The organism is Pseudonocardia sp. T1-2H, from assembly GCF_038039215.1.
Classification (GTDB): Bacteria; Actinomycetota; Actinomycetes; order Mycobacteriales; family Pseudonocardiaceae; genus Pseudonocardia.
The window spans coordinates 1,249,900-1,263,488 of sequence record NZ_JBBPCL010000001.1 but is presented as its reverse complement, the minus strand read 5'-3'; the positions used below and the strand labels follow the sequence as shown (position 1 = coordinate 1,263,488).

General features: G+C 74.1%; 13 protein-coding genes. 5 read left to right on the top strand and 8 right to left on the bottom strand.

Features of this window, described 5'->3' with window-relative positions; all coding sequences use genetic code 11:
* Window positions 1-24: 24 nt before the first annotated feature.
* From WBK50_RS06390 to WBK50_RS06380, 3 genes are all read right to left on the bottom strand, one after another.
* Window positions 25-645, bottom strand: a complete 621-nt coding sequence (locus tag WBK50_RS06390; RefSeq protein WP_341334699.1) for a hypothetical protein — start codon at window positions 643-645, stop codon at window positions 25-27.
* Between the two features lie 66 nt (window positions 646-711).
* Window positions 712-1,806: an alpha/beta hydrolase gene (locus tag WBK50_RS06385; protein WP_341334698.1), complete on the bottom strand. Its 1,095-nt coding sequence runs from the start codon at window positions 1,804-1,806 to the stop codon at window positions 712-714.
* Window positions 1,807-1,844: 38 nt separating this feature from the next.
* A complete protein-coding gene (locus WBK50_RS06380) occupies window positions 1,845-2,855 on the bottom strand; it encodes a CobW family GTP-binding protein (RefSeq protein WP_341334697.1) in 1,011 nt (336 codons plus the stop codon).
* A gap of 86 nt (window positions 2,856-2,941) precedes the next feature.
* On the opposite strand from WBK50_RS06380, the gene WBK50_RS06375 reads away from it, so the two are divergent.
* Together WBK50_RS06375 and WBK50_RS06370 are read left to right on the top strand one after the other, a co-directional pair.
* On the top strand, window positions 2,942-3,385 hold the full coding sequence (locus WBK50_RS06375; protein ID WP_341334696.1) for an SRPBCC family protein: 444 nt from the start codon (window positions 2,942-2,944) through the stop codon (window positions 3,383-3,385).
* A gap of 85 nt (window positions 3,386-3,470) precedes the next feature.
* Window positions 3,471-4,445: a carbohydrate kinase family protein gene (locus tag WBK50_RS06370; protein ID WP_341334695.1), complete on the top strand. Its 975-nt coding sequence runs from the start codon at window positions 3,471-3,473 to the stop codon at window positions 4,443-4,445.
* A 75-nt stretch (window positions 4,446-4,520) separates the two neighbouring features.
* On the opposite strand, the gene WBK50_RS06365 is transcribed toward WBK50_RS06370, so the two are convergent.
* The gene (locus WBK50_RS06365) at window positions 4,521-5,429 is read right to left on the bottom strand and encodes a glycoside hydrolase family 16 protein (protein ID WP_341339317.1); all 909 of its coding nucleotides are present in this window, start codon (window positions 5,427-5,429) and stop codon (window positions 4,521-4,523) included.
* Window positions 5,430-5,634: 205 nt separating this feature from the next.
* Between WBK50_RS06365 and WBK50_RS06360 the strand changes: the two genes are divergently transcribed.
* The 3 genes from WBK50_RS06360 (at window position 5,635) to WBK50_RS06350 (ending at window position 7,774) form a co-directional block, all read left to right on the top strand.
* Window positions 5,635-6,057: a cupin domain-containing protein gene (locus WBK50_RS06360; RefSeq protein WP_341334694.1), complete on the top strand. Its 423-nt coding sequence runs from the start codon at window positions 5,635-5,637 to the stop codon at window positions 6,055-6,057.
* A gap of 104 nt (window positions 6,058-6,161) precedes the next feature.
* On the top strand, window positions 6,162-6,506 hold the full coding sequence (locus tag WBK50_RS06355) for a YciI family protein (RefSeq protein WP_341339316.1): 345 nt from the start codon (window positions 6,162-6,164) through the stop codon (window positions 6,504-6,506).
* Window positions 6,507-6,517: 11 nt separating this feature from the next.
* Window positions 6,518-7,774 (top strand): RNA polymerase sigma factor, encoded by a 1,257-nt coding sequence (locus tag WBK50_RS06350; RefSeq protein WP_341334693.1) that lies wholly within the window; start codon window positions 6,518-6,520, stop codon window positions 7,772-7,774.
* Between the two features lie 47 nt (window positions 7,775-7,821).
* Here WBK50_RS06350 and WBK50_RS06345 read toward each other — a convergent pair whose 3' ends face one another.
* The 4 genes from WBK50_RS06345 to WBK50_RS06330 form a co-directional block, all read right to left on the bottom strand.
* Window positions 7,822-8,835, bottom strand: coding sequence for a PHP domain-containing protein (locus WBK50_RS06345; protein ID WP_341334692.1), 1,014 nt, complete (start codon window positions 8,833-8,835; stop codon window positions 7,822-7,824).
* Window positions 8,819-10,456, bottom strand: a complete 1,638-nt coding sequence (locus WBK50_RS06340) for a CYTH and CHAD domain-containing protein (protein ID WP_341334691.1) — start codon at window positions 10,454-10,456, stop codon at window positions 8,819-8,821. The genes WBK50_RS06345 and WBK50_RS06340 overlap by 17 nt, the downstream gene beginning before the upstream one ends.
* 173 nt (window positions 10,457-10,629) lie before the next feature.
* Window positions 10,630-12,060 carry an AMP-binding protein gene (locus tag WBK50_RS06335; protein WP_341334690.1) on the bottom strand — a complete coding sequence of 477 codons (1,431 nt, stop codon included), beginning with the start codon at window positions 12,058-12,060 and terminating at the stop codon, window positions 10,630-10,632.
* Window positions 12,057-13,460, bottom strand: coding sequence for an FAD-binding oxidoreductase (locus WBK50_RS06330; protein ID WP_341339315.1), 1,404 nt, complete (start codon window positions 13,458-13,460; stop codon window positions 12,057-12,059). The genes WBK50_RS06335 and WBK50_RS06330 overlap by 4 nt, the downstream gene beginning before the upstream one ends.
* Window positions 13,461-13,589: the final 129 nt, after the last annotated feature.

Sequence of the window (13,589 nt, the reverse complement as noted above, 5' to 3'; positions counted from 1 at the left end):
TGGTTGCGCCAGGTCCGGGAGCCGTCAGGCAGGGGCGGGCAGGGGCGGGCCCGTGGTGGGGTTCACCAGGCGGTCCACCGCCTCCGCGGCCGCGTCCTCGCCGGCGACCCCGGCCCAGAGCAGGGCGGGCAGCGAGCGGGAGGAGTCGACCGAGCCGATGATCCACGAGCGGGTCGCGGCGAGGCGCTCGGCCTGCTCGCAGAGCCGCCAGGCCTGCGTGCCGCGCTCCACGACGTCCCGGGTGTACGACGCGTCGCCGTGCAGCCGCCGGTAGCGCCGTTCCGGGCTGCTGACGGCGTGCACGAGCGAGAGCGCGACGCCGGCCAGTGCCGTGGCCACGACCAGCCCGGCCGCCATCCACCCCGCGATCGAGAGCCAGCCGTCGCCGAGGGACAGCGCGGCCACCGCGGACAGGACGAGCACGGTCAGCGCCACGCTCCCGGCCGGCAGCCTCGTGTAGACGAGCGTCCCGTGTTCGTCGATCTGATAATGGCTCCCCGCGACCAGCGCGGGATCGAAGACCCGGTAGCCCTGCGTGGTCCGGACCAACGTCGGCAGGCGGTCTGCCGGCGCACCCTTGACGAACTCGTTCATCGCCTCGTACTCGATCGTGCTGCCGTGACGGCGGCCCTCACCGGCCGCCACTCACATCATCGATTGTGACGACGTCGAGTTACGTCGGCTAAACGTGACGCTCACGACAGCGCTCCGTCAGGCGCTCTGCCGCTGCCTCTGCTCCCGGAGGCTGCCGACGAGTGCCAGGGCGGCCCGCAGCGCGCTGGCGGCGTCGAACGTGGCGTCGTGGGCGGCGCGGCTGATCGCGGTGAAGCTGGCGTAGCCGTGCAGGAGCCCGGCGAACCGCCGCGCGACGACCGGGACGCCCGCCTCGCGCAGCCGTTCGGCCAGCTCCTCGCCCTCGTCGCGCAACGGGTCGAAACCGGCCGTCGACAGGTACACCGGCGGCATGGCCGACAGGTCGTCCGCCCGCAGGATCGCGCCGCGTGCGTCGTCGGCGGGGACGCCGTCCGGCAGGTACATCTGCTCGAGCTCGGTCAGGTAGTCCGTGGTGATCCCGAAACCGCGACCGAAGCTGATCCGCGAGCCACCCGTGCGCCCGGCGTCCGTCGCCGGGTACAAGGCGACGACGAACGAGGGCACGCGGCCGCGGCTCAGCGCCTGCTGGTGCGCGACGACCAGCGCGAGGTTCGCCCCCGCGCTGTCCCCGCCGACCGCGATCAGGTCCGGGTCCGCGCCCAGCCACTCGGCGCGTTCCGCCGCATACCGGTACGCCGCGATGGCGTCGTCGAGGGCGGCCGGGTACGGGTGCTCGGGCGCGAGCCGGTACTCCACCGACAGCACCCGGACCCCGGCCTGCGCCGCGAGCAGCCGGCAGAGCGGATCGGCCGAGGCGATGCTGCCCAGCACGAAACCCCCGCCGTGGTAGTAGACGAGCAGGCCGGACCGCCCGTCGAGGCCGGGCGGGACGTAGAGCCGGGCCGGCACCGAGCCGTCCGCGCCGGGGACCGTGAAGTCCCGGATGACGACGTCGTCGAAGAGCCCCTCGGCGGCCAGCTCGGCCGCCTCGTCCGCCTGTCTGCGCTGCTCGGCCATCGCGGCGTCACCCGCCGGGCCGCTGCGCGCGAGCAGGTCGCCGGCCCTGATGAGCAGCTGCAGGTCCAGGTCCAGCAGTTGGTCCTCCAACCGCACGGCCGGCCCCGCCAGGAGCCGTTTGATCGGGTGCGGCAGGCCGAAGAGCAGGCGCAACGCGAGTCTCAGGGCTCGGATCCGCAGGGAGCGCGCGATCACGAACCGAGATTACGCCCGCGCCTGCGGGCGGATCCGGATCACCGTCCGAAGGTGTAGCGGTGCACCGGGAGCATGGCGTCCGGGTCCGTCCTGGTGTCGGCGTCCGCGACGCAGCCCCGCAGTCCGGAGTCCACCATGTCCGCGTCGAGGCCCGATCCGATGAGCACCAGGCTGGTCCGACGGGCCTCCCCGGACGCCCAGCGGTCCCGCCGGAACCGGATGTAGCGGCCGACGGTGTGCAGCGTGTACTTCTCCGGCCGCGACGCGCCGAACGCGACGATGCCCTTGATCCGGTAGACGCCGGCGGGGCGCGCGTCGAGCAGGTCCAGCAGGCGCTGCGGGTCCATCGGGACGTCGGAGGTGAACGCGACGCTGTCGTACGCGGCGTGCAGGTGCCCCGAGTGGTCATCGCCGTCGTCCGCGCCGCCCTCCCCCAGCAGCAGTTGCCGGCCGGGGACGATCTCGATGTCGAACAGCAGCCGCGGATCGACGGCGCCGTGGCGCGCCGGGACGATCGGGGCGAGCCCGTTGGCCGCCCGGCACAGCCGCCGGACCCGCCAGACCTTCCCGGGGTCCACCCGGTCGACCTTGTTCAGCACGAGCAGGTCCGCGAGCGCGAGGTGCCTGTCCACCTCCGGGTGCTTCCGCCGCGTCGCCTCGAACTCCGTGACGTCCACGACCTCGACCAGCCCGCCGTAGACGAGGTGCGGGTTCCCGGCGGTGAGCACGAGCTGGACCAGCGTGCCCGGGTCCGCGATGCCGCTGGCCTCGATCACGATGACGTCGATCTCGTCCTTGCGCCTCGCCAGCCGGTCCAGCAGCGCCGCGACGCCGTCCTCACCGACCGCGCAGCACAGGCACCCGTTGCCGAGGGAGACCATCGCGTCCGCGCTGCCGGCCAGGCGCATCGCGTCGATGCCGATGGCGCCGAAGTCGTTGACCACCACGCCGATCCTCGCGTCGAGCGAGTTCGCGAGCAGGTGGTTGAGCATCGTGGTCTTGCCGGAGCCCAGGAAACCGGCGACGACGATCACCGGGATCCTCCGCACGCCTAGTGACTACCACGCCCGCGCCCGTGGACCGGCACTTGACGGGCCGGGACGGCCGACGGACCGGCGAACGGCAGGATGGAGTCATGGCACAGGTAACCGCGACCGCCGAGCGCACCGTTCCCGCCCCCGCCGACCGCGTCCGCGCAGCCGTCGCCGACTACACGGTGACCCGCCCGGCGATCCTCACCGAGCAGTACAGCGACTACTCCGTGACGACCGGCGGCACCGGTGCCGGCACCACCGCCGCGTGGAAGCTGCAGGCGACGAAGAAGCGCGTCCGTGACGTCAAGGTCCAGGTCAGTGAGCCGACCCCGGGACAGCTCGTCGAGACGGACGCGAACTCCTCGATGGTGACGACATGGACCGTCGCGCCGGCCGGGGACGCCGCGAGCACCGTCACCATCACCACGACCTGGAACGGCGCGGGCGGCATCGGCGGCTTCTTCGAGAAGACCTTCGCACCCAAGGGCCTGGCCCGCATCTACGCCGGGGTCCTGGACAATCTCGCGCGAACCGTCGAGGGATGACGACCGGGGCGGTCCGGGACGTGGCAGAGTGGACGCGCCCCGGCCGAACCCGACCGGGCCGGGTCACCCGACGAAGGAGTCCCCGGTGAAGAGTGCAGCCCCGGACCAGGCCGTCATCGCCGTCGCAGGGGAGGCGCTCGTCGACATCGTGCCGGCGCCGGCCGAGGGGTACTTCGAGTTCGCCCCCGGCGGCAGCCCGGCGAACGTGGCGGTCGGACTGTCCCGCCTCGGCGTCCCGGCCCGGATGCTGGCGCGGATCGCGGACGACCTGCTCGGCGTCCGGCTGCGGGCGCATCTCGAAAGCAACGGCGTCGACCTCGGGCACGTCGTGCGGGCCCAGGAGCCGTCGTCGCTCGCGCTGGTCGAGCTGTCCGAGGACGGCCAGGCGACCTACGACTTCCGGATCTCGGGGACCGCGGACTGGCAGTGGACCCCGGACGAGCTCAGCGGCGCGGTGGACGGCTCCGTGGTCGCCGTGCACTCCGGCTCGCTCGCGTTGACCGCCGAACCGGGTGCGACCGTGTTGCGGGAGCTGCTGGCCAAGGCGGCGGCGACCGCGACGATCAGCTACGACCCCAACTGCCGTCCGTTGCTGATGGGGGACCCGGCGGACGTCCTGCGCGGGGTGCACGAGGTGCTCGGCACCGCGGACGTGGTGAAGGTCAGCGACGAGGACCTGCGCTGGCTGGTGCCGGACACCCCGCCCGGGCAGGTCGTCGACGACTGGCTGGGCCGCGGGCCGTCGATCGTCGCGGTCACGCTCGGCGCCGACGGCGTGCTGGCCGGGACCGCGACGGGGATCCGGACGACGCTGCCGGGACGGGCGGTCGACGTCGTCGACACGGTCGGCGCCGGGGACAGCTTCACCGCGGCGCTGCTCGCGGGCCTGCACCGACGCGGCCTGCTCGGCCCGGGGGCGCGCACCGCGCTGCGCGACATCGACGTCGTCACGCTCGACGAGGTGCTCGAGGAGTGTGTCACGGCGGCCGCGATCACCTGCTCGCGCCGCGGGGCGAACCCGCCCACCGCGGCCGAGCTCGAGGCCGCCGCGCACGGGTAGGCCCCACAGCGGTAGGTCGTGGACAGCGGGGACGGCCCCAGTTCTTGCGTCCCCGCTGCCCACGAGTTCGGGGGGCTACTGCCGGATCTGGTCGAGCGGCCGCGGCTTGTGCTGCGGGTAGTCGCGCGGCTGGCCGGTCGCGGGCTCGCCCGGGCCGAGTGACAGCTGGGCGGGCTCGCTCTCGGGCAGCGCCCACTGCTTCGCCCAGTCCATGTGCATCGCCGTGCTCCCGCCCGCGGGCGGGAAGTAGTCCAGCTGCATCGTCATGTTCATCGGCCCCGGCGGGAAGTGCGAGGTCTCGGTGGTGGAGTACCACTCCTTGCCGTTGACGTACGCCGTGATCTCCTCCGGGGTCCACTCGACGGCCCAGGCGTTCCACTCGGTGGCGTCGTGGCGCACCGAGCCGTACTCCTGGTCGTTCTGGGCGCCGTAGTGCAGGAAGAAGCTGGTCTTCTGCCGGTCGTCGGAGGTGATCTCCATCCAGTCGATCTCCCCGCCGACCGGGAAGTCCTCCGCCACGGGCCAGAGCAGGAACAGCGCGTTGTAGCCGCCCTTGCCGGGGTCGGCCTTCACGCACCCCTCCCAGCGGCCGTAGCGCTGCCCGGGGTGCCAGCTGATCGCGCCGGTGGTGCCGTCCTGCTGCCCGGTGATCGTGACGACACCGTCCTCGAGGGTGACCGCGTCGGGCGTCCGGGTGCCCTTCTTCGCGTGGCCAGGCTCGGGGCCGTAGGCGTGCCAGTCCGGCGGCAGGGTGGGGCCGTCGAAGTCCGAGGTGCGGGTGGGCTCGCCCCAGCCGAGCTTCTCCGACGTCGTCGTCGTGCACTTCGACGGCGCCGCCGGCGGTCCTGGCGCGACGGGTTCGGCGGGCCGGACCGCCCCGGGTGGCGCCGGCTCGGCGGCGGACGCGGGCGAGGCCGCACCGGTGACCGCGACCAGCGCGCAGGCGCCGAGCACCACGGCCACCGATCGGGACGTAAGCAGCATCCGCACCGTGGGCACCTCCCGTCTCTCGCGTCTCAGGACTGTGCCCATTTCACCGCAGATCGTGAGCGACGCCAGTTCTGCCACCTGGTCGAGTGGCGCACGATCGAGGGGTGACAGATCGTGCGGCATCGTTCAACTACTCTGGGTAACACAATTTTCGTCACAGAGCGCGACAACGGCGCGCGGGGAGGCGAGACTGCGCGCCATGGCAGGAACCTCCGTCCCGGCGCTCGCCCTCGCCCTCGACCTGGAACCCCATCCCGAGGGCGGGTACTTCCGGCGCACCTGGACCTCGCCGGTGACTCTCGAGACCGACCACGGCCCGCGACCGAGCGCCACCGCGATCCTCTACCTGCTCGACGGGGAGTCACGGTGGCACCGGGTGCGCTCGGCCGAGCTGTGGTGCTGGCACTCCGGCTCGATCGTGGCGCTCGTCCCGGGCGGGGACGGCGAGGCGCCGCACCCCGGCCGGCCCCTCACCCTCGGTCCCCCGTCCGCCGGGGCCCGCCCGCAGCACGAGGTCCCGGGCGGGCACTGGCAGTCCGCGCGGCGACTCGGCAGCGAGCCGGCGCTCGTCACCTGTGTGGTCTCGCCGGGCTTCGACTTCGCGGACTTCGAGCTCGCCTGAGGAAGGTTCCGGGCCGCTGTCGATTCCGGGACGGCGCGTTCGTCGTCATGCTGTGCGGCACCCCGCCGTGCACGACGAGCGACAGGAGTCGAGCCGTGAAGTACATGCTGCTGATCTACGTTCCGGAGGCCCCCGAGCCCCCCGCCGGCACCGAGCCCCGGGACATGAACGAGGCCTGGGTCTCCTACGACAAGGCCGTCGCCGACGCCGGGATCCGCGTCGCCGGTGACGCGCTGCACGGCCCCGCGAGCGCGACGACGGTGCGCGGCGCCGGGAACGGGTCACCCGAGACGACCGACGGCCCGTTCGCCGAGACCCGCGAGGTCCTGGGCGGCTACTACGTCCTCGACCTCCCGGACCTCGACTCCGCGCTCGGCTGGGCGGGCCGCTGCCCGGCGACGGCCGCGGGTGGGGCCGTCGAGGTGCGTCCGGTCGTCGAGTTCCGCTGACGGGTCCGTCCGTGTCCGAGGGAGCAGCCGGCGCCGGGACCTCGGTGGAGGCCGTGTTCCGGGAGGAACGGGGCCGGCTGCTCGCCTCCCTGGTGCGCCGCTTCGGCGACCTCGACCTGGCCGAGGAGGTCGCCTCCGACGCGATCGAGGCGGCGCTGGTGCACTGGCCGGCCGACGGGGTGCCCGACAAGCCGGGGGCCTGGCTGCTGACCACCGCCCGTCGACGCGCGGTGGACCGGCTCCGCCGGGACCGCGCCTACGCAGAGCGGGTCGCGATCCTGCAGGCCGAGGCCGACCGCACCGACCCCGGCGCCCCCGACGAGCCGGACGACGGGATTCCCGACGAACGCCTCCGGCTGTTCTTCACCTGCTGCCACCCCGCGCTGCCCGGGGAGTCGCAGGTCGCGCTGACCCTGCGGTGCCTCGCCGGGCTGACCACGCCGGAGGTCGCCCGTGCGTTCCTGGTCGAACCGGCGACGATGGCGCAGCGGATCGTCCGGGCGAAGCGCAAGATCCGCGACGCCCGCATCCCGTTCCGCGTCCCCGGGGCCGACGAGCTGCCGGACCGGTTGCCAGGCGTGCTCCGCGTCGTCTACCTGGTCTTCACCGAGGGCTACGCGGCGAGCGAGGGGCCGGAGCTGCTGCGCGTCGACCTCGCGCTCGAGGCGATCCGGCTCGCCCGGATCCTGCACCGGCTGCTGCCGCGCGAGCAGGAGGTCACCGGGCTGCTCGCGCTGATGCTGCTGGTGCACGCCCGGCGCGACGCCCGCACCGGTCCGGACGGCGACCTGATCCTGCTCGACGACCAGGACCGCGGCCGGTGGGACCGCACGCTGATCGAGGAGGGCCGCGAGCTGGTGGTGCGGGCCCTGACCGGAGGGCCGGTCGGCCCGTACGCGGTGCAGGCAGCCATCGCCGCGCTGCACGACGAGGCCGTGGACGTCGCGACGACGGACTGGCCGCAGATCGTCGCGCTCTACGACGTGCTGGCCCGGATCGCGCCCTCGCCGCTGGTCGCGCTGAACCGGGCGGTCGCGGTGGCGATGCGCGACGGCCCCGCCGCCGGGCTGGTCCTGCTCGACGCGCTCGCCGACGAGCCCCGCCTGCGCACCCACCACCTCTACCCCGCCGCCCGCGCGGATCTCCTCCTCCGCCTCGGCCGCACCAGCGAGGCCGCGCAGGCCTACCGGCGAGCCCTGGAGCTCGTCGGCAACGATCCCGAACGCCGCTTCCTCACCGCCCGCCTGGACTCCCTCCGCCGGACGTGAGGCCCCTCGAGCCGAGGGGTTCCGGCCTGGTCACCGGGGGAAGGAGGTCATCGGGCGAGGAGGGCCTCGGCGTCCCGGGTGTTGCGGACCCGCTCGGTCGGGACGCCGCAGAGGACCGCGCGGGAGCAGCCGTTGTCCAGCCAGTCGAGCTGACCGGGCGCGTGGGCGTCCGTGTCGATCGTGAACTCGCAGCCCGCCTCGACGGCCAGGCGGAGCAGGCGCTTCGGCGGGTCCAGCCGCTCCGGCCGCGAGTTGATCTCCACCGCCGTGCCGTACTCCGCGCAGGCGGCGAACACGGCCTCCGCGTCGAAGTCCGACTCCGGGCGCTTGCGGTTGCCGGTGACCATCCGCCCGGTGCAGTGCCCCAGGACGTCGACATGCGGGTTCGCGACGGCGGTGAGCATCCGTTCGGTCATCTCCGCGCGGGGCATGCGGAGCTTGGAGTGCACGCTGGCGACCACGACGTCGAGCTCGGCGAGCAGGTCCTCCTGCTGGTCGAGGGCGCCGTCGTCGAGGATGTCGACCTCGATGCCGGTGAGGATCCGGAAGCCGCGCAGCCCCGCGTTGATCTCGGCGATCTGCTCGATCTGCTTCCTCAGGCGCTCGGCGGAGAGGCCGTTCGCGACCGTGAGCCGCGGCGAATGGTCGGTGATCACGAGGTAGTCGTGCCCCAGGCCGATCGCCGTCTCGACCATCTCCCACAGCGGCGACCCGCCGTCGGACGCGTCGGTGTGGCTGTGACAGTCGCCCTTGATCGTGTCCCGGAGGTCGATCGCGGCCTGGACGCGCTCGACGCCGTCGGTGGCCTCCAACCGGCGCAGGTACACCGGCTCCTCGCCGGTCAGGGACTCGGCCACACACCGGGCCGTCACCTCGCCGACGCCCTTGAGCTTGACCAGCTCCCCGGACCGGGCCAGCGCCGCGAGCTCGTCCGGGTCCTTGCCGCGCAGGGCCGCGGCGGCGGTGCGGAAGGCGCGGACCCGGTAGGTCGACTCGTGCGCGCGTTCGAGCAGGAACGCGATGCGGCGGAGGTCGGCCACCGGGTCACGGGGATCGCTCACGGGTGTGATCGTGCCATCGGCGGGCGATCTCCGCCGCTGCTCGAGTGGCGGGACGCATCAGGAGCGCATCTGCGGCAGGGTCTCCTCGATACGCTCCGCGATGGCCTGGTCCCGGCCGTGCAGGAGGCCGAAGGTGAAGCCGTTCTCCCCCGCGGCGTGCGCGGCCGCGCCGAGCTTCCCGGAGCGTGCGGCGGGAGACCACCGTGTCCTGGTGCTCACCGAGCGCCTGGTGGACGGACTTCAGCTGCTTCGCGTGGGCCTTCGCCTTCTTCCGGTCCTTCCTGCCGAGCTTCATGCCGGGCGCCCGGGTGACCTCGGCGGCGTAGCGCAGCCGCTTGCCGGCCTTGCGGGCCTCGTGGACGGCGGTGTCGCCGGCTTCGGCGTCCCCGGTCGTGAGTGTGTCGAGCGCGGCGTCGAGCCGCTTGTCGAAGCGCCGCTGCGCCTTCTTCTCCAGGACCGGCAGTTCCTTGCGCGCCGGACGTGCGGCGGCCCCGGTCAGCGGCGGGTCCTGCAACAACCGCTCGAGCGCGCTCCGCAACGCGGCGTAGCGCTCGCCGTCGAGCTCGGTGAGGACGGCGGCGCGCGCCTCCTCCCGGGGCCGGGCGAAGTGCTTGGTGACGCGGGCCCGCACCGGCCCCAGCACGAGCGCGTCGTCGGTCTCCGCGACGGCGGCGGTGATCCGCTCCTCGACGACCTTCAGGTCCCGCGCCGGGGCGAGCTGCTGACCGAGGTGGCGCAGCTCGTCGACGAGCGGGCGGGTGCGCTCCCGGTCCAGCACCGTCGGGAAGTTCTGCAGGGCGCTGCGCAGGCGGCGGGCGGCCACGCGCATCTGGTGCACGCCCTCGTCGTCGCCGCGGCGGGCGAGGAGGTCGGCGTCGGCCAGCGCGTCGACGTGCTCGGCGACGTAGCCGAGGACGACGGCTCCGGCGGAGCCCTTCTTGTCGAGACGGCGACGGGGAGCGGCCGGAGCCCCGACGCGGAGCAGCCGGTCGAGCTCGGCGTCGGCGCCGGAGGGTGCCGGCTCCATCCCGGTCTCGGCGAGGCGGGCGGTGAGCTTCTCGGCGAGGCCGGCGGGCGCGGAGAGGGTCAGCCTGACCTCCGTCTCGGACCAGTTCTCCACGGTCGTCGAGGAGCCGAGGGTCGCCACCTGCACCTCGTCGCGGATCAGCTCACCGACCGGGCGGCGGGCGGCGCGCAGGGGGGTACGCGTCCGCACGCGCCGGATGCGGCCGACGGGCCGCACCTCCGCACCGCGGCGGGCGCCGCGCACCAGCTCGTCGAGCTCGGCGGGGAGCTCCGGGTCGACGCCCTCCACCTCCGACGGCGTGACGGGTACCTGCAGCCGCTCGCCCTCGCCCGCGTCCGGGAGGTCGAGACGCCAGTACTCGGCGTCGTTCTCGCGGTACACGGCGAGCACGATGCCCTGTGTCGCCAGCCGGAGGTCGGCCGTGTCGTAGCGCTCGGTCTCGCGCACCTCGCCCGCGGACGCCCGGCCCGGACGCACCCCTTCGAGATCGGCGAGACGGGGTGCACCGGCGGCGGCGGGACCGCGGTAGGTGGTGCCGACGTGGGTCTCGGCCGGGTCGGTGGTGGTCCGGGTCGTGGGGTCGCGGCGGCTCATGGAGCTGAGTGCCCGAGTCGCCGGGTCCGCGAAACGTCCGGACGGAGGCGGTCACACGCCCGGACCAGCGCGACTCGCGCGATCCCGGAGCGCGACTCGCGCGGTCTCACACCCCGACTCGCGGGGTTCGAGAGCGCGACTCGCGGGGTTCTGGAGCGCGACTCGCGCGGGGTTCAGGAGAGTAGCTTCTTCTGCACCTTGCCCATCGCGTTGCGCGGCAGCGACTCCACGTACCGGATCTCGCGCGGCCGCTTGTGCGGGGCGATCAGGCTCGCGACGTGGTCGATGAGCACCTTGGGCTCCGGGGCGTCGCCCACGGGCACCACGAACGCGACGATCCGCTGGCCCAGGTCGTCGTCCGGGACGCCGATGACCGCGGTCTCCGCGACGTCCGGGTGCTCCAGCAACGCGTTCTCGATCTCGCCCGCGCCGATCTTGTACCCGCCGGACTTGATCAGGTCCGTGGCCTTGCGGCCGACGATCGCGAGCGCGCCGGACGGCGTCCAGCGGGCGATGTCCCCGGTGGCGAACCAGCCGTCGGCGGTCTGCGAGGCCACGCTGGCCTCGGGCAGATTGAGGTAGCCGGAGAACAGGCTCGGGCCACGGACCTCCACGGAGCCGAGTCCCTCGTCGTCGCCCTCGGCCTCGGGCAGGGGCGCGAGCCGCACCTCGGTCCCGGGCACCGGACGCCCGACCGCCCCCACCTCCGCGGGCTCGTCCGCCCGCGCGGCGGTGACGATCAGCGTCTCGGTGAGCCCGTAGCGCTCCCGGACCCCCAGCCCGGTCGCCTTCTCGATCCGCGAGTGGTCGACGGCGGTGAGCGCAGCCGACCCGGAGACCAGCAGCCGGGCGCGGCCCACGGACGCGGCCAGCGCGGCGTCGGCCTCGAGGTCCGCGGCGAGCCGGTGGTAGTGCGTGGGGACGCCGAAGACGAGCGTCGCGCCGCCGTCGACCGCCGCCGCGAGGACCTGGCCGTCGATCGCGCCGAGATGGTGCAGGCTGCCGCCGCGGCGCAGCGGGCCGACGGTGCCGAGCACCAGCCCGTGCACGTGGAAGATCGGCAAGGCGTGGGTGAGGACGTCGTCGCCGGTCCAGGCCCAGGCCTCGGCGAGCCCGTCGAGGTTGGCGGCGATCGCGCCCCGGGAGAGCACGGCGCCCTTCGGCGGCCCCGTGGTCCCCGACGTGTAGACGACGAGTGCGGGCGCCTCGGGCCCGGGCTCGGCCGGCAGCTCGGCGGGCGTCACCCCGGCCGGGTCGGTGACGACGTCGACGCGCGGCAGCCCGGCCAGCGCCTCCGGGAGCGTGACGTCGGGGACCGCCATGATCAGCTCGGGCGCCGAGTCCGACACGACGTGCGCCAGCTCCCGCTCCCCCACCTTCGGGTTCACCGGCACGACCGGCACCCCGGCGAGCAGCCCGGCGGTGATGCCGACCGCGGCGCCGAGGGTGGACGTCGCCCACACCGCGACGCGCCCGTGTCCCGCGAGCCGGGTGGCGAGGTCCGAGGCGACGCCGGCCAGCTCGGCGTAGGTCAGCTCGCCGTCCGGGAACCGGAGCGCGAGCTTGTCGGTCGGGTCGTCGAATGCGGGGAGGAGCGTGTTCACTGGCCGATCACCTTGCCGGGGTTGAGGATGTCGTCGGGGTCGAGGGCCGCCTTGATCGCCCGCTGCATCGCCAGCGAGCCCGGGTCCAGCTCGCGGCGCATGCCGTCGCGTTTCAGCAGGCCGACGCCGTGCTCGCCGGTGACCGTGCCACCCAGCTCGATCGCCGCCGAGACGATGTCGTCGAACGCGGCCTGCGCGCGGGTCCGCGCCTCGGCGTCGCCGTGCGGGACGATGATCAACGGGTGCAGGTTGCCATCGCCCGCGTGCGCGATGGTGGCGACGAACGTGCCGTGCCGGTCCGCGATGACGTCGATCCGGGCGAGCATCTCGGCGAGCCTGCCGCGCGGCAGGCAGACGTCCTCGGTGAGCACCGCGTCCCCACGCTGCTCCAGCGCCGGGTAGGCGAGGCGGCGGGCGTCGAACAGGGCCTCGGCCTCCACCGGGTCCGTCGAGACCATCACGTCCCGGGCGCCGTTCGCCTCGAACGCGGACGCGATCGCCTCGGCCTCGGCGCCCGCCGCGGGCTCGGCCAGGTCCGTCTGCGCGAGGAGCAGTGCGGCGGCGTCCTCGGGCAGCCCTGCGTGGCGCCACTCGTTGACGGCGTGCAGGCAGTGCCGGTCGATCAGCTCCAACGCCGCCGGCTGCAGGCCCGCCGCGGTCACGGCGGCGACCGCGGCCCCGCAGTCGGCGAGGGTGTCGAAGAACCCGACGACGGTACGCGGCGGCGCCGTGCGCGACGGCCGCAGCTTCACGGTGATCTCGGTGATCACGGCGAGCGTGCCCTCGGACCCGACCAACAGCCCGGCGAGGTCGTAGCCGGCGACGCCCTTCGCGGTCCGCCGCCCGACCCGGACGACCTCCCCCGCCGCTGTGACGACCTCGAGCGCGAGTACGTAGTCCCCCGTCACGCCGTACTTCACGCAGCACAGGCCGCCGGCGTTCGTCGCGACGTTGCCGCCGATCGTCGACCAGGGGGCGCTCGCCGGGTCCGGCGGGTACCAGAGGCCCTGCTCGGCACAGGCGGCGCGCAGGTCGTCGTTCACGACCCCGGGCTGGACGACGGCGAGCCGCTCGCCCGGATCGATCTCCACGATGTCCCGCATCCGTTCCAGGGACAGGACCACACAGCCGTCGACGGCGTTGGCGCCCCCGGACAGCCCGGTACCCGCGCCCCGCGGCACGACGGCCACCCGGTGCCGCGCGCAGGCTTTCACGACGGCCGCGACCTCGGCGGTGCTGCGCGGCCGGACGACGGCGATCGGCGCGCCGTGCTCGGCCCACTCCGCCTCGTCGTGCACGTAGGGGCGGACGGTGTCCGGGTCCGTGAGCACGCGATCCGCGGGCAGCGCGGTGGCCAGCTCGGCGAGGACCGCACGGCCGGCGTCGTCGAGGACCGCCATCGCGAAAGCGTCGCCGGAGTCCGCGACACCGAAGGGCCGGTCGTCGGCGTCGGCCGGCGTGAGGGCGTCGGAGAGGCCTCCGACGGTTGCGGGCTCCACCATGACGGTGACGTTAACCCGCTGGACCGG